21 protein-coding genes are annotated in these 24996 nt (G+C 36.4%); 16 read left to right on the top strand and 5 right to left on the bottom strand.

From position 1 onward, the window contains the following. Positions 1–14 precede the first annotated feature (14 nt). Positions 15–428: a septal ring lytic transglycosylase RlpA family protein gene (locus FLUTA_RS11785; RefSeq protein WP_013687109.1), complete on the bottom strand. Its 414-nt coding sequence runs from the start codon at positions 426–428 to the stop codon at positions 15–17. 208 nt (positions 429–636) lie between these two features. Here FLUTA_RS11785 and FLUTA_RS11790 point away from each other — a divergent pair, with 208 nt between their 5' ends. Further along, positions 637–2748: a Tex family protein gene (locus FLUTA_RS11790; protein WP_013687110.1), complete on the top strand. Its 2112-nt coding sequence runs from the start codon at positions 637–639 to the stop codon at positions 2746–2748. Between the two features lie 48 nt (positions 2749–2796). Further along, the gene (locus FLUTA_RS11795; RefSeq protein ID WP_013687111.1) at positions 2797–3300 is read left to right on the top strand and encodes a hypothetical protein; all 504 of its coding nucleotides are present in this window, start codon (positions 2797–2799) and stop codon (positions 3298–3300) included. Positions 3301–3495: 195 nt separating this feature from the next. Here FLUTA_RS11795 and FLUTA_RS11800 read toward each other — a convergent pair whose 3' ends face one another. Further along, positions 3496–4179: a DUF2459 domain-containing protein gene (locus tag FLUTA_RS11800; protein ID WP_013687112.1), complete on the bottom strand. Its 684-nt coding sequence runs from the start codon at positions 4177–4179 to the stop codon at positions 3496–3498. A 133-nt stretch (positions 4180–4312) separates the two neighbouring features. Here FLUTA_RS11800 and FLUTA_RS11805 point away from each other — a divergent pair, with 133 nt between their 5' ends. The 3 genes from FLUTA_RS11805 (at position 4313) to FLUTA_RS11815 (ending at position 9076) form a co-directional block, all read left to right on the top strand. Then, positions 4313–6943, top strand: a complete 2631-nt coding sequence (locus tag FLUTA_RS11805; RefSeq protein WP_013687113.1) for a valine--tRNA ligase — start codon at positions 4313–4315, stop codon at positions 6941–6943. Positions 6944–7028: 85 nt separating this feature from the next. Further along, on the top strand, positions 7029–8429 hold the full coding sequence (locus FLUTA_RS11810; protein ID WP_013687114.1) for a hypothetical protein: 1401 nt from the start codon (positions 7029–7031) through the stop codon (positions 8427–8429). A gap of 92 nt (positions 8430–8521) precedes the next feature. Then, positions 8522–9076 (top strand): transposase, encoded by a 555-nt coding sequence (locus FLUTA_RS11815; protein WP_013687115.1) that lies wholly within the window; start codon positions 8522–8524, stop codon positions 9074–9076. A gap of 23 nt (positions 9077–9099) precedes the next feature. On the opposite strand, the gene FLUTA_RS11820 is transcribed toward FLUTA_RS11815, so the two are convergent. Continuing rightward, positions 9100–10140: a ligand-binding sensor domain-containing protein gene (locus FLUTA_RS11820; protein WP_013687116.1), complete on the bottom strand. Its 1041-nt coding sequence runs from the start codon at positions 10138–10140 to the stop codon at positions 9100–9102. 120 nt (positions 10141–10260) lie between these two features. Between FLUTA_RS11820 and FLUTA_RS11825 the strand changes: the two genes are divergently transcribed. From FLUTA_RS11825 to FLUTA_RS11850, 6 genes are all read left to right on the top strand, one after another. Then, positions 10261–11139, top strand: coding sequence for a winged helix-turn-helix domain-containing protein (locus tag FLUTA_RS11825; RefSeq protein ID WP_013687117.1), 879 nt, complete (start codon positions 10261–10263; stop codon positions 11137–11139). Positions 11140–11245: 106 nt separating this feature from the next. After that, positions 11246–12436: a pyridoxal phosphate-dependent aminotransferase gene (locus FLUTA_RS11830; protein ID WP_013687118.1), complete on the top strand. Its 1191-nt coding sequence runs from the start codon at positions 11246–11248 to the stop codon at positions 12434–12436. After that, entirely contained in the window at positions 12437–13426 is a 990-nt protein-coding gene (locus tag FLUTA_RS11835; RefSeq protein ID WP_013687119.1) for a bifunctional heptose 7-phosphate kinase/heptose 1-phosphate adenyltransferase, read from the top strand. 4 nt (positions 13427–13430) lie between these two features. Beyond that, positions 13431–14165, top strand: coding sequence for a bifunctional demethylmenaquinone methyltransferase/2-methoxy-6-polyprenyl-1,4-benzoquinol methylase UbiE (gene ubiE / locus FLUTA_RS11840; RefSeq protein WP_013687120.1), 735 nt, complete (start codon positions 13431–13433; stop codon positions 14163–14165). A gap of 114 nt (positions 14166–14279) precedes the next feature. Continuing rightward, on the top strand, positions 14280–15002 hold the full coding sequence (gene porT, locus FLUTA_RS11845; protein ID WP_043023794.1) for a type IX secretion/gliding motility protein PorT/SprT: 723 nt from the start codon (positions 14280–14282) through the stop codon (positions 15000–15002). Beyond that, complete coding sequence (locus FLUTA_RS11850) at positions 15003–16556, top strand: NAD(P)/FAD-dependent oxidoreductase (protein ID WP_013687122.1); 1554 nt, start codon at positions 15003–15005, stop codon at positions 16554–16556. Positions 16557–16570: 14 nt separating this feature from the next. Here FLUTA_RS11850 and FLUTA_RS11855 read toward each other — a convergent pair whose 3' ends face one another. Both FLUTA_RS11855 and FLUTA_RS11860 read right to left on the bottom strand, forming a co-directional pair. Continuing rightward, a complete protein-coding gene (locus FLUTA_RS11855) occupies positions 16571–17539 on the bottom strand; it encodes a tetratricopeptide repeat protein (protein ID WP_013687123.1) in 969 nt (322 codons plus the stop codon). Between the two features lie 2 nt (positions 17540–17541). Next, the gene (locus FLUTA_RS11860) at positions 17542–18270 is read right to left on the bottom strand and encodes a TrmH family RNA methyltransferase (protein ID WP_013687124.1); all 729 of its coding nucleotides are present in this window, start codon (positions 18268–18270) and stop codon (positions 17542–17544) included. Positions 18271–18552: 282 nt separating this feature from the next. Between FLUTA_RS11860 and FLUTA_RS11865 the strand changes: the two genes are divergently transcribed. From FLUTA_RS11865 to FLUTA_RS11885, 5 genes are all read left to right on the top strand, one after another. Continuing rightward, positions 18553–21201, top strand: a complete 2649-nt coding sequence (locus FLUTA_RS11865; protein ID WP_169312082.1) for a BamA/TamA family outer membrane protein — start codon at positions 18553–18555, stop codon at positions 21199–21201. Between the two features lie 79 nt (positions 21202–21280). Next, positions 21281–22354, top strand: coding sequence for a class II fructose-bisphosphate aldolase (gene fbaA, locus FLUTA_RS11870; RefSeq protein WP_013687126.1), 1074 nt, complete (start codon positions 21281–21283; stop codon positions 22352–22354). A gap of 7 nt (positions 22355–22361) precedes the next feature. Continuing rightward, positions 22362–23207 carry an acetyl-CoA carboxylase, carboxyltransferase subunit beta gene (accD, locus tag FLUTA_RS11875; protein WP_013687127.1) on the top strand — a complete coding sequence of 282 codons (846 nt, stop codon included), beginning with the start codon at positions 22362–22364 and terminating at the stop codon, positions 23205–23207. A gap of 45 nt (positions 23208–23252) precedes the next feature. Further along, the gene (locus FLUTA_RS20820; RefSeq protein WP_013687128.1) at positions 23253–23813 is read left to right on the top strand and encodes a HutD family protein; all 561 of its coding nucleotides are present in this window, start codon (positions 23253–23255) and stop codon (positions 23811–23813) included. A gap of 181 nt (positions 23814–23994) precedes the next feature. Further along, positions 23995–24915 carry a toxin-antitoxin system YwqK family antitoxin gene (locus FLUTA_RS11885; RefSeq protein WP_148235436.1) on the top strand — a complete coding sequence of 307 codons (921 nt, stop codon included), beginning with the start codon at positions 23995–23997 and terminating at the stop codon, positions 24913–24915. Positions 24916–24996: the final 81 nt, after the last annotated feature.

A 24996-nucleotide genomic window follows, 5' to 3' on the forward strand; every position in this document is an offset into this window, starting at 1 on the left:
AAAATTATGAAATCTTAGTTTGCTTTCGCCACAGGAGTTGGAATAACTTCTTCTACTTTGACTTTGGCGATTCCATTTCGAACAAAATTCAATTTTTGGGCTCCCGCCATACTTAAATCAATGATGTGTGGCGAAGATTTTCCCATACGGTCAACAACCTTGACAATAATTACGGAATCATTCTTCGTGTTTGTGACCTTCAAAATGGTCCCAAATTTCAATGATTTATGCGCGCAGTACATGCTGTCTTTATGATAAGTTGCACCAGAAGCTGTTCTTCTTCCTTGAAATTTGTTTGCGTAATAACTCGCATTACCTGTTTGTGTAAAAGGGTTTTGATCGCATGTCGCCGGTAGCTTTAGCGATGGCACAAGTTGAAAACTTACTAAAAAACCTGCTGCAATTATTCCAAAAATCAAATATCTCAAACCGTCTAAAATTAAAAGTTGGATAGCTAATATAGTTAAACTGGATAGTCTATGCCAAGTATTTACAATTAGTTAACAGGTTTAAAGTTGATTTGAGGCCTGTTTTAACGACTAATTTTAGAGTTGAAAAACTGCTTTAAATCGAATTGTGGACTTCTTTTTCCGGATGTTTCATGAAGAGTTTTTCCGAACTTTTATATTTGTACCTATGCAAAAAAATGAATTCGTACTAAATGCCTCAGGATTAAAAGAAAAGGCAATTCAAAATACAATACAATTATTGGACGGAGGAGCAACGATTCCCTTTATTTCCAGATACCGTAAAGAAATGACTGGTGGTTTGGATGAGGTTCAAGTTGCTCAGATTCGCGATTTAGCAAAAAAATACGAGGAATTAATTTCGCGTCAGCAAACCATTATTGGTTCAATTGAAGAACAAGGAAAATTGACGGATGAGTTGAAAACAAAAGTGTTGACTTGTTTTGATTCAATAGTATTAGAAGATATTTATTTGCCTTACAAGCAAAAACGCCAAACAAAAGGAGATAAAGCGAAGAAGTTAGGATTGGAACCTTTGGCACGAATGATTATGTCGCAGCGTGGTGGTGATCCAGAGCAAATGGCAGAGCGCTTTTTGAAAGGTGATGTTGTGGACGAAGATATGGCTATTCAAGGCGCTGTTGATATTATGGCAGAATGGATCAATGAAAATGCCATTGCCCGTGGACGAGTGCGAACTTTATTTCAGCGCAAGGCAATTTTTGCTTCCAAATTAGTAAAAGGAAAAGAGGAAGAAGGTGCAAAATACCGTGATTATTTCGATTTTTCAGAACCGCTTTACAAAGTGGCTTCTCACCGGTTTTTGGCAATTATCCGTGCGGAAAGAGAAGGGGTTTTGTCTTTGAAAGCACAGCCAGAGAAGGATGATGCATTGGAATCTTTGGAACGATTTTTTGTGAAAACAGAAGACGAATGTGGTGATTTGGTAGCCAAAGCTTGTAAAGAATCTTATTCCAGATTGATGTGTTCTTCATTGGAGAATGAATTGCTTGCCCAAGCCAAAGAAAAAGCGGACAAAGAAGCAATTTCGGTTTTCTCTACAAACTTGCGCCAATTATTGCTTGCTCCACCAGTTGGAAACAAGCGCACCTTAGCAATTGATCCAGGATTTAGAACAGGATGTAAAGTAGTTTGTTTGGACGAACATGGGAATTTATTGACGAATGTGACAATTTTTCCGCATGCTCCTCAAAATGAAAAAGACAAAGCTTCTTCTAAAATCTTTCAATTGGTTCAAGCCTATAAAATTGAAGCTATTGCAATTGGTGATGGAACAGCGGGTAGAGAAACGGAAGCTTTTATCAAACACGTTCGCTTCGACAGAGATTTGGATGTATATGTTGTTCGCGAAGACGGAGCTTCTATTTACTCCGCAAGTCCGATTGCAAGAAAAGAATTTCCAGATTACGACGTAACTGTTCGCGGAGCAGTTTCAATTGGTCGCAGATTAATGGATCCATTGGCTGAATTGGTTAAAATTGACGCGAAATCTGTTGGAGTGGGACAGTATCAGCATGAAGTAAATCAAACTTCCTTGAAAGATGCCTTGGATGATGTAGTTGTTTCAGCTGTGAATGCAGTTGGAGTTGATTTGAATACCGCCTCTCCTTATTTATTGAGTTACGTTTCAGGTCTTGGTTTAGGTTTAGCAGAGAATATCGTTGCTTACAGAACAGAAAACGGTGGAATTAAATCGCGCGAAGAACTCAAAAAAGTAAAACGTTTAGGTGATAAGGCTTACGAACAAGCAGCAGGATTTTTACGTGTTCGAGACGGTGAAAATCCATTAGATAATTCATCCGTTCATCCGGAAAGTTACAAATTTGTGAAGCAAGTAGCTAAAAAACTGGGTATTGAGCTAAAAGACTTGATTGGAAATGAAACAAAATTAAATGAAGTAAAACATGCTGATTTTTCAGAAATCGATTCATTTACGTTTACGGATATCATCAAGGAATTGAAAAAACCAGGTCGAGATCCGCGTAAAAAAGCCCAGGTTTTGGAGTTCGACAGTCGCATTCGCACTATTTCCGACTTAAAAGAAGGAATGATTCTCACTGGAATTGTAACCAATGTAACCAATTTCGGAGCTTTTGTTAATATTGGAATTAAAGAAAACGGCTTAATCCACAAATCGCAGTTGGCAGATGTGTATGTCGAAGATCCAACGCAGTTTATTTCGCTGCATGAACACGTTGAAGTGCGTGTAATGGAAATTGATGAAGCGCGAAAACGGGTAGGATTGCAGAGATTGAGTTAGTAATGGTTTAAAAAGTGTATACTTACTTATTAAAAACAGTATAATACGATGAAAAAAACTATTTTTTTAGCAGTGATTCTGATTTCAGGAATCGCTTTAGGACAAGATTACAAATCTGGTGATGTGGAGCTTGATGCAAATCTTAAAATTGTCAATACAGATGGAAACAAAGATTTGGCTTCATTTAAGTTAGATTTAACCAAAACATTCAATGTGACTCTTCCAAAGGTTGAAGCATGTTTTAGTGTTGGAATGACAGCAGGTGATGCGTTTATGGCGTTCCAGATTTCGAATATTACAAGAAAACCCATTGAAGATGTGATTACTGTTTACAAAACGAGTAAATCAAAAGGTTGGGGAGCTATGGCAAAAGAATTGGGTATTAAACCAGGTTCTGCTGAGTTTCATGCATTGAAAGGGAAAGCTAAAGATAAATCGAAAGGTAATTCCAAAGCGAAAACTACTGGTAATAGTAATGGTAACGGAAATGGCAACGGCAAGTCGAAAGGGAATTCTGGCAAGTCGAATGGCAACGGAAAAGGAAAGAAATGAGAGTCAGCTTCGGCTGACGATTTAGTACAGACAAGCGTTAGCGTAGTCGTAAACAAAGATTTTAATACGTCAAAAAGGGAAATCAAATAATCCCAATTTTTATTTAAGACAACAAGAAAGGGGTTAACTGCCCCTTTTGGTTTTTCATGTTTTAGGGATAAGTGCAAGCTTATCCACCATTTACCATGGTAAATTTTAATACTTCGAAAAAATGGCACCTTTAAAGGGAGTCCACACGCACGCTTTTTGTCCCGCACGTTTCAATGCATTATTCGTCCAAGTATTACAGGTATAACTCATATTGTACTCAATACTCGAATCGTAAAAGAAATCATACGTTCCGTAAGGATGATCTTGAATGACTTTCGCTTTTCCATTTTCAAACAAGAAACTACATTTGATAAAAGCGCATAATTTTTGATATTGCCTTTTTGTTAGGTGAATTTCCACCAAACTTTTTTTGTCTAAATCTTTTGGGGTGCATAAGATGAGATGCATAGCTCCAGGACCTCTTCCGAAGACTGTATTTAGAACAGTTCCTACTTCCATATCGCTCCATTCCTTTGTTCTTAGGAAGAAATTTTTGTCTCCCCAGCCAAATTTTAAATGCGTTTGAAACGTATCAACGGATAGCATTTTCTCCATGTTCAGGGTTTTCTTCCAATTCATTAATGGATGCTGGATTGGTAGAATGACATCCGAATGAATTCCATTGGTGGAAATGTAAATAATCTCGGTTTTCGGAGCACTTGTTTTCTCGGCCTGAAAAGTAAATGGAGAAATAGATAGGAAAATGAGGATGTAAACAGCAATGAAGGCAAAGAGTACCTCGAAGAAAGTTCTGACACTGATAGCAAGTATATTCCAAGCTTTTTTCATGGAGGTTGTTTGAGCAAAAATAGCAAAAATTCGACAGCTTGTTTCGTGTAAAAAATAGTGTAAATCACTCTGATTACGGCTTGATTAAATTGGCCTCTTTTAGTACCTTTGCAACTTAAAATAAAAAAATAACATGGAAATTCCAAAAACGTACGAACCCCGTTCAGCAGAAGAACGATGGTATAGCCATTGGATGGCTAAGGGTTACTTTCATTCAGAACCAGATGATCGTGAGCCGTTTACCGTCGTCATTCCTCCGCCAAATGTTACGGGTGTCTTGCACATGGGACACATGTTGAACAATACCATTCAAGACGTACTAGTTCGCAAAGCGCGTATGGAAGGTAAAAATGCGTGTTGGGTTCCTGGAACCGATCATGCATCGATTGCTACTGAAGCGAAAGTCGTTCAGAAATTGCGTGAAGAAGGAATCAAAAAATCGGATCTTTCTCGCGATGAATTTTTGAACCATGCATTTGCTTGGAAAGAAAAATACGGTGGTGTAATCTTGCAACAATTGAAGAAGTTAGGTGCTTCTTGTGATTGGGAAAGGACAGCGTTTACAATGGATCCAGAGTATTCTGATTCGGTAGTAAATATATTCATTGATTTATTCCAAAAAGGGAAGATTTACCGAGGGGTTCGAATGATCAACTGGGATCCTGAAGCGAGCACTGCTCTGTCAGATGAGGAAGTGATTCACAAAGAAGTAAATTCCAAACTGTTTCACGTTCGCTATAAAATTGCAGGAACGGAAGATCAATGGCTAACTATTGCAACAACGCGTCCGGAAACGATTTTGGGTGACTCGGCAATTTGTATTCATCCAGATGATCCGCGTTACAAGCATTTGCATGGAAAACATGCTATTGTGCCTATTGCAAACCGCACAGTTCCTATTATTTGTGATGAATACGTAGAAATGGAATTTGGAACAGGATGTTTGAAAGTAACTCCAGCTCATGATGTGAATGACTACGAATTGGGAAAGAAATACGACTTAGAAACGATTGATATTTTCCACGATAACGGAATTGTAAACGAAAATGGTTTGCATTATGCAGGAATGAATCGTTTTGATGTTCGTAAAGAAATCGCGAAAGAATTAGATGATAAAGGATATTTGGTAAAAGTAGAAGATCATATCAATAAGATTGGTTATTCTGAAAGAACGAATTGCGTCATCGAGCCGCGTTTGTCTTTGCAATGGTTCGTGTCGATGAAAGAATTGGCTCAACCAGCTTTGGAAAACGTAATGAATGGAAATATTTCATTCCATCCTGATAAGTTCAAGAATACGTATCGTCATTGGATGGAGAACGTAAAGGATTGGTGTATTTCTCGTCAACTTTGGTGGGGACATCGCATTCCAGCGTTTTTCTATGGAAATGGTCCAGAAGATTTCGTTGTTGCAAGAACGATGGAAGAAGCTATTGAATTGGCAAAAGCTAAATCGGGAAATAATGCACTTTCGGCAGCAGATTTAAAGCAAGACGAAGATGTTTTAGATACATGGTTCTCTTCTTGGTTATGGCCAATTTCTGTTTTCAACGGATTGACTCGTCCTGGAAATGAAGAGATAAAATATTACTATCCGACGAATGATTTAGTAACGGCTCCTGAGATTATGTTCTTCTGGGTTGCTCGAATGATTATTGCTGGGTACGAGTATATGGGCGAATTACCGTTCAAAAATGTCTATTACACTGGAATTGTTCGCGATAAATTGGGCCGTAAGATGTCAAAATCTTTGGGGAATTCTCCAGATCCGATTGAGTTGATTGAAAAATACGGGGCAGATGGAGTTCGTTTGGGGATGCTATTGTCTTCACCAGCAGGAAACGATTTACCTTTCGATTCAAGTCAGTGCGAACAAGGACGAAACTTTACCAATAAGATTTGGAATGCTGCTCGTTTGGTAAAAGGATGGGAAGTAAAACCAATTGAACAACCAAAAGCTTCTATCAAAGCAATCGAATGGTTTAGCGCACGATTCAATCAGGAATTGGAAAACATCAATGAGTTGATGAATAAATTCAAGATTTCTGAGGCATTGATGGCAATTTATAAATTGGTTTGGGATGATTTCTGTGCTTGGTATTTAGAAATGATAAAACCAGGTTATGAGCAGCCAATTGATCAAGCGACATTGGATCAAACGATCGTTTTCTTTGAGAAATTATTGTGTTTGGTTCAACCGTTTACTCCATTCGTTGCCGAAGAATTGTGGCATTTATTGAGAGAACGCCAAGAAGGTGAAGATATCATCATTGCGAAATGGCCAATAGTTGAAGCGTTCGATCCTTCTGTATTGAAGCAATTCACGCTTGCAGAAGAAGTGGTTACAAACATTCGTAACATTCGCAAGAAAAACAATATTGCAAACAAAGTTCGTATTGAATTATTCGTGAAAAAGAATAGTGAAATTGATCCTTCTTTCGATTCTGTGATTTTAAAAATGGGAAATCTTTCCTTGATGGAATACACAACAGAAAATGTTGCCAATGCAAATTCATTCATGGTACAATCCAACGAATATTTCATTCCTTTTGGAGATACCATTGATGTGTCTGCAGAAAAAGAAAAGATGGAAGAAGAATTGAACTATACGAAAGGATTCTTAAAAAGTGTTCAAGGTAAACTGAGTAACGAAAAATTCGTTAATGGAGCGCCAGAGCAGGTTTTGGCTAGCGAACGAAAGAAAGAAGCGGATGCTTTGCAAAAAATCGCCATTTTGGAAGAAAAATTGGCTGGGTTGAATTGATTCAGTTGTAAATTAGGAGAAAAGACGCTTTAGGGCGTCTTTTCTTGTTATTGTGCTATATTTGTCCAACTATTAATCAAACTCTATGAAAACACTTAAATTAATTCTAGGCTGTTTATTTTTTGTAAACACCTTAAATGCTCAAACCGTAGAATGGCTAACTCCTAAAAATAAATCCGATTTTTCCACAGTGATCTGGGATGAAGGTGGTGATTTCTATATTATTTCTTCGCAATTGATTCGATTTGAGAATAAAGTAAAAGTTGCAGAACAAAAAATCACATTTAATATACCGGGTAATGCTGCATGGATTTTTGATGGGTTTTCTTTCAATGGTAAGCTGGTTATTATCATAAAACAAAAAGAAAAAACCATTGAGAGGTTTTTTTATCAAGTATATGACAAATCATGTAATCCCGTTGGAGACCCTGTTTTAATTGGCGAATATAAAAACAAGTATACAGATCAAGTAGGCAGTATTTTTTCTTTTAAACTCTCTTCGGATAAAATGTTTGCTTTGTTTGAGTATTTCCAACTAGTTGAGAATGGCGGAAATAATCAAGTAAGCTATAAAGTAATAGATTCAAATTTTGCGGTAAAGTTAGAAGGTGAATACAAGCCATCGTCTCAAATGATTAACAATACACTTGTTGCAGATGACGGGACGTATATTATGGGGCTTGCAGAATATGAGAGGAATGAAAGAGGTGAACCAACAAAAGTGTTGGTTTCCTATCAGTTGAAATTATTTCAAGGAGGAGAAGAAAGTGAATTGGATATTGATTTTAATGGAAGGAGATATTCCAGTTTTAAATCGTTCATCCCTGCGAGTAATCAGTTGGTTTTGTTTGGAGCATTCAAGAATGAGGGAGATATAATGAATAGCTATAGCTTTTCAATCATTGATATTGTAAAAAAGAAAGAGATTAAACACATGCAATTTAAACCTGATTTAATTACGAAGAATGAAACCATTCGAGAAATTAATATGGATGCGAATGGTGATTTGATTGTTTTGATGGAAGAATATTATGGCAAATCTTCTGATAATGGAGTGAGTTATCACTATAAAAAAGCATTTGTTTTTAAAATGAAAGAAGATGGTGGAGCTGAGTGGATAGTTGAAATTCCAAAACACCAATGGTCGCTTAATGATAGCGGAATTGGAGGTTCTTTGCGTGGTTATTTTTTGAATGATACATATTATTTATTTTTTAATGACCATCAGAAGAATTATGGGGAAACAGGTGATTTCTTAAAGCCGAAGGAAATTGAGATTTTCACCGATAGAATTGCAAAACGAGGATTTGCAAAAGTTGAAATCGATTTAAAATCAGGAGAGTCCAAGCGAAACTTAATGCAGATATCTGATGATAGTTCACTTTGGTCCATCCCCATATATTTTACACGAAATTATGAACGATCAGAAATGTTTATCTATTTTATGAATAATAAAAATGTCCGATATGGACTGATGAAATTTTAAAAGAACGAAAGGTTGGAGAATTAATTTCCAACCTTTTTGTTGTTTCAGCCAACCTTTTTTCTTAGCTTAAATAAGAAAAACACTATTTCACAATGAATCAACAAGCTTATTATCATGTGACAACTTGTCTTCACGACAGTAGAACTTCTCAAAGAATGATTGACTACAATGCGCGCCAAAGACGTTTTCACGGAACACTTCCATATCCTGAAGTTTACTACATGAACATGGATGAAGAAGTTTTGGTTGCCAAAGAGGTTTTATCACTTTCGAAAGGATTGGATGTTGAGTTAGTAGCTCTCAATGTTTGTAGAGATCACATGCATTTATTGGTTTATTGTGATTATGATGAGGTTCCGAAAATCATGCATCGCATAAAAGGTCGAACTGCTCGTGTGTGCAACGCGCATCGCGCGTCCAAGGGGATTAATCCTCTTGACAGCACACGTGGTAGATATGAGCCCCGACCCTTGAAAGATGGATCGATTCCTTTTTGGACACAGAAGTACTATTGCAAAGTAATTCGGAGCACAGATCAATTGCTCAACACCTTTGCGTATATTCGAAATAATCGGTTGAAACACCAATTATCATTTAATTATGAACTAGAAGCATTGATGAAAAATCTTCCGCTTAAAATTTTGTAAAAAAACCGATGATTCTATCGAGATTAACACGGATCTTCCCAAGGGCCGTTTTTGGTTACAGGTTCAAATACTTCTCCATTTGAACGATACAAGCCATTTCCTCCTCCAAGCCAAAGTCTTCCTTCACGATCTTGAAAAATAGCTTGTACTGCTCGCATATGAAAACCTTCTTTTTCTCCAAAATGAGTAAGCTTTTCATTGATGTATCGGTAAACTCCAAAGCCTTCGGATGAAAACCAAATTGCTCCTTTTGGATCTTCGTAGATTGTCCAAACCTCATTGTTGCCGATTCCGTTGTCTGAGTTAATTGTCGTAAAATCTTTTCCATTGTAAAGGCTTAATCCGCCATCCATTGAGCCAAACCAAACAGTTCCTTTTTTGTCGACTAATATTGTTGTTAAATCGTTAGAACATAAACCGTTTTCTTTAGAAAATCGATGAAATGTTGTTCCGTCAAATTTAAATGCTCCTTTCCCTGCTGTTCCAAACCAAAGGTTGCCTTGATAGTCTTCGGTGATTGAACGAATCCAAATTTGTTCAGTATTCGGTATTGGAAGGGGGTCAAATACTTTTCCATTAAATCTGCACAATCCAGTCAACGTTCCTACCCAAATGGTTCCTTTACTGTCCTGAAAAATACTCCAAACACTATTATGACTTAAGCCCTCTTTCTCTCCAAAAATCATGTAGTTTTTTTGATCATATTTGGTGACTCCATTGTTCGTTGAAAACCACATGTTTCCTTCTGTGTCTTCAATAATTCCAGTAATCTGCGAACCGCTTAATCCTTGATTTGTATTTATATAAGAAAGATTTTTCCCGTTATACAAAGCAAGTCCATCTGTATTTGTTCCAAACCAGAGGTTTCCTTTGCTATCTTGAAAAACACGACGGATGTATTCGCTGATAGCATTCGAGTAATAACAAGGAAGTTGAGGTCCGTACATGAGGCTATCATCCCAGTTCTTCGATTGAGGAATATTGATGATTGACTTTTTAATCGTTACGGATTGCGCACTGTAAAGAAATGTGATTACAGTTATCCCAATAAAAAATAATTTCATAATTTTCTGTTTCTATAAATCTAAAAAATGTTGATTTTAAGTCATTTAAACAAATGTAAATTAGTGTAAATTGAATGAAAAAGATGTTCAAATGAAACCTGAATCAAATATCTTTGTTCTATGCTCGGAAAAATAAATCCAACATTTTCTTTACTGATAATTGGACTCTTTGTAATAGGTTCTGTTTTGCATGGCCAAGAAAACACAAATGAAGGAATAATGAAAGCTCACTTGCGAAAAATTGGACACGAGCTCCTGCTTTTGGCCAATGATAGTACTTCGCGAGTTTTACCAATTGAGAAAAAAGATGGGGTTTTTAGGGTGGGATTTGCTTCTGAATTTCAACTCAATCCAGAAAACTTGACGACAATTATAAACTCTGAACTGAAAGATCTGCCAATAATCAATAACTACTTGGTCGAAGTACAATCTTGTAATTCTAAAGAGGTCGTCTATAGTTATCAGTATAAAACTTCCGATGTTTTAGATCGGCCTTCTTGTGGTGGAAGACTACTGCCAAAAGCTTGCTATAACTTGGTCTTTACCATTTGGGAATCCAAAGTTTCCATTTCAGAAACCTCTTTCCAGTCAAACCAAAAGATGAAATGGATTTTGATTGGCGTGTTCATTTCCATTTCTCTAGGAGTTAGTTGGTTCCTTTTTCAATGGAAAAAGAAAAGACCAGATGTTGAAAAATCAACAGACTTGATTGGTATTGGAAGTTTTCAATTTGATCCCATTCAAATGAAATTGATTCATCCTGATGGAGAATATGAATTAACAGGAAAAGAGGTTGATTTACTTGCGCAACTTTATAATTCAGTCAATCAAATTGTAGATCGAGATGTGATTTTACAAACTGTTTGGGGAGATGATGGCGATTATATTGGTAGAACATTGGACGTCTTTATTTCCAAATTGCGTAAAAAATTGGAAGCTGATTCAACTGTTAGAATCTTGAATATTCGTGGAGTGGGATACAAGTTGGTGGTTGGATAGAAACTTCAGCTAGAAGTTCCATATTTGATAGCGAAGTATTCCCGAATTTATTGCATTGTTATTCTGAATTATCAGTAAATTTGGGACTCATTAACGAAGCAATTTTATGATTCAATTATCAAATCGTGTATTGGAAATGGAAGAGTCGGCTACCTTGGCGATGTCTCGAAAAAGTAGAGAACTTCGCGCCCAAGGAAAAGACATTATTTCATTGAGTTTGGGAGAGCCCGATTTTCATACTCCAGATTTTATTAAACAAGCCGCCGCAGAGGCAATGGAGCAGAATTTCACCACTTATACTCCAGTTCCTGGTTATGATGATTTGAGAGATGCAATTGCAAACAAGTTTAATCGAGATAATGGGATTCCGTATAAACGAGAGCATATCGTTGTTTCTACAGGAGCAAAACAATCGATTGCTAATTTGGTGATGGCTGTAATTAATCCTGGAGATGAGGTCATTATTCCTGCTCCATATTGGGTTTCTTATGCTGAAATCGTAAAGGTTGCTGGTGGTGTTCCAGTTGTAGTTGCCACAACCATTGAAAGTGATTTCAAATTTACACCAGATCAATTTCGAAAAGCCATTTCTCCGAAAACGAAGATGATGATGTTTTCCTCTCCATGTAATCCTACTGGAACAGTTTACACGAAGGAAGAATTGAGAGCTTTAGCAGATGTTGTGAAAGAAAACCCGAGTATTATTGTCATGTCTGATGAGATTTACGAACATATAAATTTCGTAGGTCACAATCATTCGATGGCTCAATTTGAAGATGTTCGAGAGCAAATCGTTACCGTAAATGGTGTTTCGAAAGCTTGGGCAATGACTGGTTGGAGGGTTGGATACATTGGTGCTCCAAAAGATATTGCTGATGCCTGTAATAAAATTCAAGGTCAGTTTACTTCGGGAACCTGTTCAATTGCACAAAGAGCAACAATAGCAGCTGTAAATGCAGATCCTGTTGTTTTGAAGGACATGGTGAAAGCGTTTGAAAATAGACGTGCTTTAGTATTAGATGCATTGGATAAGATGCCAGGGGTAAAAACGAATAAGCCAGGTGGAGCATTTTACGTATTTCCAGATGTTTCTAGCTTTTTTGGCAAGAAAAATAAGAATACAACAATCCAAAGTGCAGAAGATTTATGTATGTACTTGCTAGATAAAGGTGTTGCACTTGTTTCAGGAGAAGCATTTGGAGATGCAAATTGTATGCGTATTTCGTATGCAGCATCAGAAGAAACATTGACAGAAGCAATGAAAAGGGTTGCAAATGCTTTAGCAGAATTGAATTAAATGACGATACACGAAATACTTGCGGCATTTAAGACCAAGCGCATTTTGGTGATTGGTGATGTAATGATTGATGCCTATATGTTGGGGAAAGTTCACAGAGTGAGCCCTGAAGCACCTGTTCCAATTGTTAGCTTGGAAAGTCAAGAACAACGATTGGGAGGGGCCGCAAATGTTGCGTTGAATCTTCAATCTTTAGGGGCAACGCCTGTTTTGTGTGCTGTTGTAGGTTCAGACAAAGAAGGAATACAACTTAAAAAATTGTTGGAAGAACAAAATATGCTTTCAACAGGTATTGTTTCGAGTGAAAATCGAATTACTACGGTTAAAACCCGAGTTATTGGGAATAACCAACAATTATTGCGCATTGATGCAGAAGATACACATGCTTTGAATGAACAAGAAGAACAATTGTTTGTTGCATCTGTAAAGAAGACATTGGAAAATGAGAAAATAGATGCCATTATTTTCGAGGATTACAACAAAGGACTTTTAACTCCAAAAGTGATCGAAGGAATTATTGCTTTAGCGAAGGGGTATCAAATTCCAACAACAGTTGATCCTAAAAAAGAAAATTTTTTGGCCTACAAAGGAGTGACACTCTTCAAGCCCAACTTAAAAGAGTTGAAAGAAGGTGTTGGGATTGATTGTAGCTTTCAAAAGAGAGAATCTTTTAATCAAGCGATTGATTTATTGGAAACAAACCTCGGAAATGAGATCACTTTCGTAACACTTTCTGAGTATGGAGTTTATATAAAAGATCGAAATAAAACATATCATACGCCAGCTCATATTCGCAATATTGCGGATGTTAGTGGTGCTGGAGATACGGTGATTTCAGTTGCAACTTTGTGCTTGGCAACTGAACTTTCCATCGAAAGTATTGCTGAGCTTTCAAATTTGGCAGGTGGATTGGTTTGTGAAAAAAGTGGAGTGGTAAGTATCGAACCAGATCAGTTGATACAAGAATGTGAAGGAAAACAGTTCAATTAATAAGATGGAAGAAAGAAAAGTTGTAAAGCCATACGGTACTGATGATAAATCAAAGAAAGAAGAGGTTGCTGAGATGTTCAATAAAATATCGAAGCGCTACGACTTTCTCAATCACTTTTTATCCGTTGGCATTGATCGCATTTGGAGAAGAAAAGCTGTAAATATGCTAAAAGAAATCCAACCAAAGCGGATTTTAGATTTGGCAACTGGAACAGGAGATTTTGCGATTCAATTACTCAAACTAAACCCAACTGAAATTGTAGGAATGGATATTTCTGAAGGGATGTTGGAAGTTGGTCGCGTAAAAATGAAGAAACGTGGTTTTGAGAAAATCATTTCCATGCAATTGGGAGATTCAGAAAATCTTCCATTTGAGGATAATTACTTTGATGCATTGACGGTAGGTTTTGGAGTTCGTAACTACGAAAACCTAGAAAAGGGGCTTTCTGAAATGTTACGTGTTGTGCGTTCAGGAGGGAAATTAATTATTTTGGAATTCTCCAAACCTAAGAAATTCCCAGTAAAACAATATTATTCATTCCATTCGAAATACATCATTCCATTCTTTGGAAAACGCATTTCGAAAGATGACAAGGCGTATGCTTATTTACCTGAATCGGTAGCAGCATTTCCAGAAGGGAAAGATTTTACGGATATTCTTGAGAAGGTGGGATATACCAAAGTTGCTTCCAGATTGGTTTCCGGAGGAATAGCAACGATTTATTCTGGAGTGAAGTAAAAAGAGTTTATAAGTTAACGAGTTCAAAAAGTTTAATATTTTATTCCTTTGAACATTTTAAACTTTTTGAACTCATTTTTTAGAATAAAAAATGCCAAACAACGTTTGAAGGGTATGAATAGAAATTTTGTTTTAACAGTCTTACTGGTCTTACTTACGAGTACGATTTTTGCGCAGCCTGAAAAAAATAAAAATTACAAAAATTTTGATCGACGCTGGATTCATTTCGGGTTCATGCTTGGTGCGAACATGGCTAATTTTAAGGCAATTCCAGTCAATGATGCCTATGCAAGTTACAACTTGAAATCCTTGGAAACAAAACGACAGCCAGGAGGACAAGTCGGGATTGTTGGAACTCTTAAGCTAGGTCACCCAACTATCCGTTTACGATTCGTTCCAACTTTATCCTTTCAGGAACGTGCTGTTCGATATTATTTTACCAATCCAGATCCTTCAAAAACGACGGATTTATTCGTAGAAGAACGCGTCAATTCTACCAACTTGGATTTTCCATTGATGCTGCAATTTCGAACATTACGAATCAATAATTTTGCGGCTTATGTGTTGGTTGGAGGACAATATTCTTACGATTTGCAGTCTCAAGAAGATGCCAATCAAAGTTTAATTGATCCCTTTGTGAAAATTCGAGCACATGATTTTCAGGGCCAGGTTGGAGGTGGACTGGAATGGTTTGCACAGTTTTTTAAATTTGGTTTCGAGGTAAAATTTTCGCAAAGCTTTTCTAGCTCATTTATACAAGACAAAACGCCGGTTTCTTTACCAATAGATCGATTGTATAATAAAGTGCTTTGGTTTTCGCTTATCTTTGAAGGCTAAATGCAAATCCAATTTCAATTTTCGCCCGAAGAAGCTAAAGATGATTCTTTCATTCGCAAAGCAATTAGTAAAGAACTAAAGCTTCCAAGTGACCATCCCTTTAGCTATAAATGGCACAAACGTTCTTTTGATGCGCGTAAAAGAGATATTAAAGTTAATGCTAGTTTTGAAGTATTCTTAGATGGGGTAATTCCTGATTTCGAACCTGAATTCAACCCGCAAAAAGTAACTGACGATTCAAAAGTTGTTTACATCATTGGTGCTGGTCCTGCAGGACTTTACGCCGGCTTACGAGCCTTAGAATTGGGTTTGAAACCAATCATTTTTGAACGTGGAAAAGATGTTCGGTCTCGAAGACGCGATTTAGCTCAATTGAACAAAGAGCACCTAGTCAATTCTGAATCGAATTATTGTTTTGGAGAAGGAGGTGCAGGAACTTATTCTGACGGAAAATTATATACTCGTTCGAAAAAGCGCGGTGATGTTATGAAAGCGCTCAAGTGGTTTGTTCACTTTGGTGCGCATGAAGATATCATTGTAGATGCGCATCCACATATTGGAACGAATAAATTGCCACAAATCATCGTTTCTATGCGCGATTGCATCATTGATTTTGGAGGTGAAGTGCATTTTGAATCCAAATTGACAGATCTTGAAATCGCCGATGGAGCAATTTGCTCGATTACAATCAATGAAAAACATAAATTTGAAGCAAAGGCGGTTATTTTCGCAACAGGTCATTCTGCGCGAGATATTTTCTATTTGTTTCAGTCTAAAAGGATTGCAATACAGGCAAAAGCGTTTGCGTTGGGAGTTCGAGTAGAGCATTCACAAGATTTAATAGATGAAATCCAATATCACGGAAGACATAACGATGAGTTTTTACCACCAGCGTCCTATGCATTAGTGACTCAAGTTGCTGATAAAGGAGTGTATTCATTTTGCATGTGTCCTGGAGGAATTATTGCTCCATGTGCCACTGAAAATGGAGAAGTAGTAACGAATGGTTGGTCTCCTTCCAAGCGAAATAATCCTACTTCAAATTCAGGAATCGTGGTGAGTGTAGAGCCAACAGAACTGCCTAATTATACTTCGGATAATCCACTTGTTAGTTTAGAGTTTCAGCAAGAAGTGGAGAGGAATTGTTGGAAGGCCGCAGGAAGTACTCAAGCTGTTCCTGCTCAAAGATTGAAGGATTTTGTAGAAGGAAAGAAGTCTAAGGATTTTCCTAGAACATCTTATCAGCCTGGAATCATTTCGGTTGATTTAAATACCGTTTTACCAGATTTTATTGCTTCGAGATTGAGAAAGGCTTTCGTAGATTTCGACCGAAAAATGCGCGGTTTTTTGACTAATGATGCAGTTCTTCATGCTCCCGAATCTCGAACATCTAGCCCTGTTTCAGTTCCTAGAGACAATGAAACCTGTATGAGTGTGAATACAAAAGGAGTTTTTCCGTGTGGAGAAGGTGCTGGCTATGCTGGTGGAATTATTTCTGCAGCAATTGATGGAATGAAGTGTGTGGAGGCGGTTAAAGTATACTACGACAAATAATTATCAATGAGCAATTACTTTTCTTGACTCAATAGTACTTCAGCGATTTTCAAATCTTGTTCCATCAACTCAAAATTTCCCATCTCTTTATAGATTTGAGCACGAATGATGAGTAAATCAGCAGTTGGCTTAGCGGTTTGTAAGAGTAAGTTCATATCTCCTAAAGCATCGCTGTATTGTTTCATCTCAAGATATATAAGTGCTCTGTTGTTCAGTGAAGTACTTAAGAATGGATAGAGTGAAAGTGCTTTGTTTAAATCCTCCAATGCTTTTTTATAGTCTCCTGTTGCCATCCAAACTTGTGAGCGTTTATCATAAGCTTCTGGATACCTGGGGTCAATTTCCAAGGCTTTATTGATAGCTTTCAAAGCTTTGATATTATCTCCTAAACTGTAATAACAAAAGCCTAAGTTGTTGTATGCTTCTTTGTACAATGAATCTTTTGAAATAAGTGTTTGAAAATGAGTAATTGCTTTTGAATAATTCTTTTGCTTGGTCTCACAATATCCCAAATAGAGCAAAAATGATAAGTTTTCGGGATCTTTCTTTAATAAGTAGAGTAAATCTTTTTTGCAAGCTTCGTAATTCCCCGCTTTATAATACAGCGTTGAGCGATCATTAATCATGTCAATATTATCAGGCTCAAGACTGATTGCTTTGTTGATGTCTTGAATGGCTTGGTCAATATTGCCTTGAGAATAAGAGACTTTTGCTCTTGATTGATAGGCAGAAGCTACCTTTGGTTCGAGTGAAATGAATTTGTCGGTATCTCTCAACGATGCGTCGAAATCCTTTAAAAGGAATAGGTAATATCCACGTTGCAAATAAGCTTCCGCATTCGTACTGTCAATTTTGATTCTGTTGCTAGCAATTCGGACAGATAAACGATAAGAGGTATATTTACTTGTGTCAATTTCTGGATCAAATTGAGAGAAAACAACAGTTGAAATACAGCTCAGTATGAAAGTGGTTAAAATTTCCATAACTATTGAACAATTTCAGCCAATAAAATAGCTGTTGCAGTTGCTACATTCAATGATTCTGCTTCGCCATAGCGAGGAATTGTTACCGGAACATCAAAAAGTGCTTCAATTTCAGGTCGAACTCCTTTTCCTTCATTTCCCATTATTAAAATAGAATCTTTCGGATAACTTACTTTCTTATAGTTTGTTCCGTGCAACATAGCTCCAAATTTTTGTTGCTGATTGTCTTTCAAATAGCTTGCCAAATCGAGGTAATGGACAGGGATTCGATAAATGGCTCCCATGGAAGATTGAATCACCTTTGAATTGTAGCAATCAACAGTGTCTTTTGAGCAAATGACTTGTTTGACGCCAAACCAATCTGCTAATCGAAGCATTGTTCCCATATTTCCAGGATCTTGGACGCCATCTAAAACAAGGGTGAATGATTTTTCTAAAAGAGTGTATTTTTCTCGTTTGAAAATAGCGAGACACTTATTGGGAGTTTTGAGTTCTGAAACTTGTTCTAATTCCTTAGTTGAAACTGTAAAGGTTTTAAAATGAAGGGAAGCTGGAATCTGGTCGAAAAAAGCTTCGGATGTGATTATCATTTCTAGATTAGAAAGACCCATTTGAATTCCTTCAAGTACCAGTTTTTCGCCTTCTACAATGAAAATGGATTCTAAATCACGCATTTTTTTTTGATGTAGCGATCGGACCCATTTTTGCTTCGCTTTTGAAAGAGCTTCCACTTTTTTTTGCCAAACTTACATAATAAGTTGAGTATAAAATGAAATTTTGTTTTCGTTTCTTACTTTTGTTGTATGTTGAGGCAATTTGAGCGACTTAAATTAATCCATTTCATTGCATTTTTCGCGATTGCTCTTGGCGTCCATAGTTGTTCGTCTACCAAATTAATTCCTGCTAATAAACATTTATTAGTTAAGAATAAGATTAAAGTAAAGGGCGATAAGATTAATAGTTCTGAGGTTGGAGATGTTTTAAAACAAAAACCCAATCTGAAATTTTTGGGGATGCGCGTACGCCTCGCTTTATTTAATTCCATTGACAGCTCAAAAACAGAGCATGGAAGAATTCGAAAATTGAATCGACTTAACAAAACAAATTTACGTAAAGGAAGACGTGAAATTCGAATCAATGAAAGACGCAGGCAACGTGCAATTCGAAAAGGAGATAAAGATTATATCTATAAAAGGATTCAGTTAAGAGATACACTTGATCCGAATTCAACACTTCGTCAATTAATCAAATACAAATTTGGAGAAGCGCCCGTAATTGCTGATACTGGAGCCTTATCAAAGTCAAGAACTCAAATCCAAGCATATATGCATTCGAAAGGTTATTTCTATTCAGAAGTAACGAGTAGGTTTGATACGATTCATAGATTGCTGAATAAGCATAAAACCAAGAAAAAAGTTATAGCAAGGTATAATATTACAACAGGGATACGCTACTATATTGATACGGTTAAAGTGATTTGCGAAAATTTATCTGTAAGAAATGACTTCAATAATTTTCTTAAAAAACAAACGGATAAACAAGGGTTGAATGCTGATTTTAAATCCAGTATTTTAGAAGGAAAACCAATCAACCTTCCCTTCGATGCTGACAAATTTAAGGCATACAGAACAGAACTTGCCAGATACATGCGGGACCAGACTTATTTTGGATTTATTCCAACGAATATAAGTTATAAAGCAGATACAATGCGGGCTGGTAACAATAAGGGTTCTAATTTGAAAATGAGTTTGACCATTGTATTTGGAGATCGAGCTGTTCAAGATCAAAATTCTTCGGATACCATTCGTTATGTGAAGCATGTCTCAACAAAAATACAAAATGTGTATTTCCATTTTTGTGATACTACTCGTTACAAAGGAAATTTCAGAGAAGAAATGAAAGCGATCGATTCTGATTTAAAGAAAAACAATTTTTTAATAACAAAAGATAGCTTTTTGTACAAAGAATTAAAGAAAAAGGTCGAAGATTATGCTGAATCTGAAAAAGTAGGTCACAAGGTTATCGTAAAAAGTAAAGTATATCATACTATTTATGGAAAACCAAAAGACAGCATCGACTTTGATAAATTTAGAATTGCGACATTTTATTATAATGGTCAGATGTTTGTTCATCCAAATGTCATTGAATCTCAGAATTACTTAGAAAATGAAAATTACTATAAGGAATACTATCTGGAGCGCTCCTTTTCTAGGTTGGTTCAGCTCGGTTTATTTTCAATCATAAAACCTGAAATTATTGAAACTTTTCCAGGAAGCGGAATAGTTGAAGTTCATTATTATTTGGTTCCTGTAACCAAGCAAAGTTTTAGTTTCGAACCGAGAGCTAAGAATTCCAATGGCTTTTTAGGATTAACAGCATCATTAAATTATTCCAACAAGAATATTTTTAGGTCAGGGACTAATTTTACGTTTTCAATTTCTGGAGGTTTCGAATCCAATCCAAGCGTATTTGCCAAAGATGATACGGGAAAAAAGGTGAAAACGCAAGGTAGAAGCTTTAATACGATTGAAATAGGCCCTTCTGTAAAGTTGGATATACCTGGATTATTTCCCTTTGGAGTAAATATCCTAAGTAAAAGACAAAGACCTAGAACAGAGCTTTCAGGAGCATACAATTATCAAAAAAGGCCTGATTTTTCAAGAGGTTTAATTCAGTTTAATTATTTGTACAAATTTTTGGTTGGAAAAACGCAGAGTTTTTCTTTTGGATTACCAGGTGCTTCAGTTATTAAGTATGTTTCAATAAATCCACAACCTGAATTCGAAGCGAAGATTAATTCCTTGAATGATTTGTACCTGAAGAATGCCTATCGAAATCAATTTATTTGGGAGGATTTTAAAATCACCTTCGATTTTGATAATCAAGAAAAAGTAAAAAGAATCAGTCCTCGTTTACGTATATTATATTCAGCAAGTTTTTCAATTGCAGGAAATCTATTAAATGGACTTACGTCAATTAATCCAAAATATGACACTCTAGGGCATAAATTATTTTTAGGAGTTTCTTATGCACAGTTTACGGTTTTTGATAACAAGTTAATTGCCTATCTAAATGTGGGAAAAAATAAAATTTTGGCATTTAGAACGATGGCGGGAGTAGGTTTTCCAATGAAAAACTCACCAACTTCTCTTCCTTACGATTATTCTTTCTTTGGTGGTGGTTCCAATGATAATAGAGGTTGGTCCGCAAGAACTTTAGGTGTTGGTAGCTATCAACAACTTTTAGATCCTAATTTTGTAATTACCCAAATAGGGGATGTTCGTTTCAATACTTCACTAGAGTTTCGATTTGGTTCTGGAGGCGTTATAAATCATGCACTTTTTGTAGATGCAGGAAATATTTGGACGATGAAAAACGACCCCAATCGTCCTGGTGGTCAAATTTCCACACGGTTTTTAAAAGAATTAGGAGTTTCTGTTGGATATGGATTAAGACTTGATTTTAATTATTTCATTATCAGAGCAGATTTGGGTATCCCAATTCACAATCCATCATTGCCTGAGGGGGAACGTTGGATTTATTCGAAAAAACCAAATTTCTATGCAAAAGCAGAACAAGTTTATGGGCCAGATTACCAATCGCGTTTGCCTATATATCTTTTTCAAGCTCGTTTGAACTTTGGTATTGGTTTCCCTTTCTGATACTTAAGTGTGAATTTTATCGTTTGTTCTTCATTATTTGGCGCATTTCATTACTTTTACACCCCAAATAATTACTAAAATGGCTTATTCAATTAAACCTGGAGTTGCCTCAGGAAATGAGGTTCAAGAAATTTTTCGCTATGCAAAGGAAAAAGGCTTTGCACTTCCTGCAGTGAACGTTACGAGTACTTCTACTGTAAACGCTGTAATGGAAACAGCTGCAAAGATGAATGCTCCAGTAATTATCCAATTTTCAAATGGAGGAGCTCACTTTTTTGCTGGTAAAACACTTTCAAACAAAGATGAACAGGCAGCAATTTTAGGTGGTATTTCTGGTGCAAAACACGTGCATGCATTGGCTGAAGCTTATGGTGTAACGGTTATTTTACACACGGATCATTGCGCGAAGAAATTATTACCTTGGATTGATGGGTTATTAGATGCTGGTGAAGTTTTCTATAAAGAAACTGGAAAACCTTTGTATTCCTCGCATATGATTGATTTGTCGGAAGAACCAATCGAAGAAAATATCGAAATATGCAAAGAGTATCTTGCTCGAATGAGTAAAATCGGAATGACCTTAGAAATTGAATTAGGAATAACAGGAGGTGAGGAAGATGGTGTGGATAATACAGATGTTGATTCCTCTAAATTGTATACACAACCAGAAGAAGTCGCATTTGCTTACGAAGAATTATTGAAGGTAAGCCCTTGCTTTACAATTGCGGCAGCTTTTGGAAATGTTCATGGTGTCTACAAGCCTGGAAATGTGAAGTTGACTCCGAAAATTTTGTTGAATTCTCAAAATTTCGTACAACAAAAATACAATACGGGTCATAATCCAGTTGATTTTGTGTTTCACGGAGGTTCTGGTTCTACGGTTGAAGAGATTCGTGAGGCCATTGGTTATGGAGTCATTAAAATGAACTTAGATACAGATTTACAGTTTGCATTTACAGAAGGTGTTCGCGATTATGTAACTTCGAATATTGATTATTTGAAGACTCAAATTGGTAGCCCAGAAGGAGCAGATTCTCCAAATAAAAAGTATTACGACCCACGTAAATGGTTGCGTGAAGGTGAATTGACATTTGTGAAACGTTTAGAAAAATCCTTTTCAGATTTGAATAACGTAAATACATTGATTAAATAGAAAGCATATGAGTTGGTTTAAACGTTCCAAAGAAGGTATTACAACCTCTACAAAAGATAAAAAAGAAACTCCAGAAGGACTTTGGAGTAAGTGTTCTAGATGTAAAACAGTATTTACTGCTCAAGATTTAGAACGAAATTCATGGGTGTGTGATCGCTGTTCTAATCATGAGAGAATTGGATCTGAGCAATATTTCCATGTTGTATTTGACGGAGGAAAGTATACTGAAATCAATGAGAAAGTAACTTCTGGAGATCCATTAGAATTCGTCGATACTAAAAAGTATACAGATCGGATTAAAGCTACTCAAAAGGCTACAGGTTTGAAAGATGCAATTAGAACCGCTTATGGAGAATTGAATGGAATTCCATTTGTTGTTGCTTCTATGGACTTTGCATTTATTGGAGGTTCAATGGGTTCTGTAATGGGGGAGAAAATTGCTCGTGCTATTGATAAAGCAATCGAATTGAAGGCACCATTTATGATTATTTCAAAATCAGGTGGAGCTCGTATGATGGAAGCAGGTTTTTCATTGATGCAAATGGCAAAAGTTTCAGGTAAGTTGGGGCAATTGGCAAGTCACAAATTGCCATACATTTCTTATTTAACAGATCCAACAACGGGAGGAGTTACTGCTTCTTTTGCGATGTTGGGTGATATTAATATTGCTGAACCAGAAGCATTAATTGCATTTGCGGGACCGCGTGTTGTGAAAGAAACAATTGGTCGCGATTTACCAGATGGATTTCAAACGTCAGAGTTCGTTTTGGAACATGGTTTCTTGGATTACATAGTTAGTAGAACTGAATTAAAAGAAAAATTGGGTCATTCACTCAAGCTTTTCCGATCTTAAATACACAATTCCCGGTCAGCAATAGCAGGTCGGGATTTTTTTCATATGAAAATCATTAAAAACAATCAATTTAAAGTTGCAAAATGGGCTGGTGGTGTTACTACCGAACTGTTTATTTTTCCAGAAAACGCTTCTGTAACTGCTCGTGATTTCGATTGGAGAATTAGTTCTGCTGTAGTGGAAGAGGAAGAATCCGATTTTAGTTTGTTTGAAGGATATGAACGCATTTTGATTCCACTTACGGGTGATTTAGAAATGATTCATCAAATTCCGACTGGAGAACTGATTCAAAAAGTGTCAAAATTTGAGTTGGCACGATTTGATGGGAATTGGCAAACCAAAGGAAAAGGGAAGCTTACAGATTTCAATTTCATCTTTAAGTCGAAATTTAATCCGAAAGTTGAACTCATTTTTGGAAAGAAAAATTTGCCCCTTGAAATAAAGATTTCTCCAATTGCTTTTTATTTATATGAGGGTTCGATTCAGCTAAATAATGAATGTTTTAACTCGCCTGTTTTAATGATGGATTTTTCACCAGAAGATTTGATTATTAATTGTTTAACGGATTGCATATTCGTCTGTGTCCAATTAAACGCCTTCTCTTGAAGTGACCAGGAAGCGCTTTCGTGTATCCAATTATGACGCCTAAAATTTTAATTTCATTGTTCGTTGAAATAGGTTGAATATTCATTTGTTGGGAAAATATTTTCATTATGTGTCCTTTGATTTGATTGAAAAATATATATTCGTTCAACTGAAAGCTATTACAGACTAAAATATTTTTGCCTTGAACAAATTACTTTTCATATTATCAGTTACTTTTTTGCTCTCCAATGTTAGTTTGGCTGCAAAAAATCGTGAAATGGATACATTGAATCAACTCGATTCGAAAGGGAAAAGAACGGGGTACTGGGTGGTTGATGAAAGCAATGATGCTACAACTCTTCAAAGTAAAACCAAAAGAAAAGAAGGTAAATACATCAAGGGGCGAAAATTTGGAGCATGGATTTGTTATTATCCCGATGGAAAAACTCCAAGTTTAATTGGTGAGTATAACGATAATAGACCAGGTGGCGCTTATTTCCGTTTTGATGAAAAAGGAGAATTACTTCAAGCGAGTACAGTTCCAAGAAAAATATCACAATTACAAAGTTTAGAAGCACATAATGGTGTTTTTGATTGTAGAATGCTATTTCATAACCGCGAAATGGTTGCAGGACAAGTGTTTTTTGCAAAACGTGCATTTAGTGTGCCTTATTCCTACCAATTTTGGGTAGAGGAATCTATGCATCAAAATCAAACGCAAAATGCACATGTCAATTTTAATTGGTTGTCTCAAAATTACCCGCAATTGTATTCCACTTATTTGAATGTTCGAACACCGCGTAATTTAAGTGTTGAAAACCCTGAAATTCAAAACGTTGTCAGTAAGTTAGAACGAATTCAGGACTCAAATTCGAATTCTCCCGTAAAAAATTCATTGATGAATGCTCCTTTTGTTCATGCTCCACGTGTGGCTAAAGGTGCTGTTTTCCAGCCAAATGGGTTTAATAAGTTGTATACCGAAACGGATGAGATTTGGATTGATGGACAATTTAAAAATGGCCAGTTGAAAGACGGAAAAGTCTTTGTATATGACCGAGATGGTGTTCTATTAAAAGTTCGAATTTTCAAAGATGGACTTTACGTTTCTGATGGAGGACTGTAATTAATTCATAATTCACACTCGTAATTCGTAATTAGTTGTTATCTTTGCATCGTAATTCCAAAAGTTGGGGTTCTACATAAT

It is taken from the genome of Fluviicola taffensis DSM 16823 (assembly GCF_000194605.1).
Lineage (GTDB): Bacteria > Bacteroidota > Bacteroidia > Flavobacteriales_D > Crocinitomicaceae > Fluviicola > Fluviicola taffensis.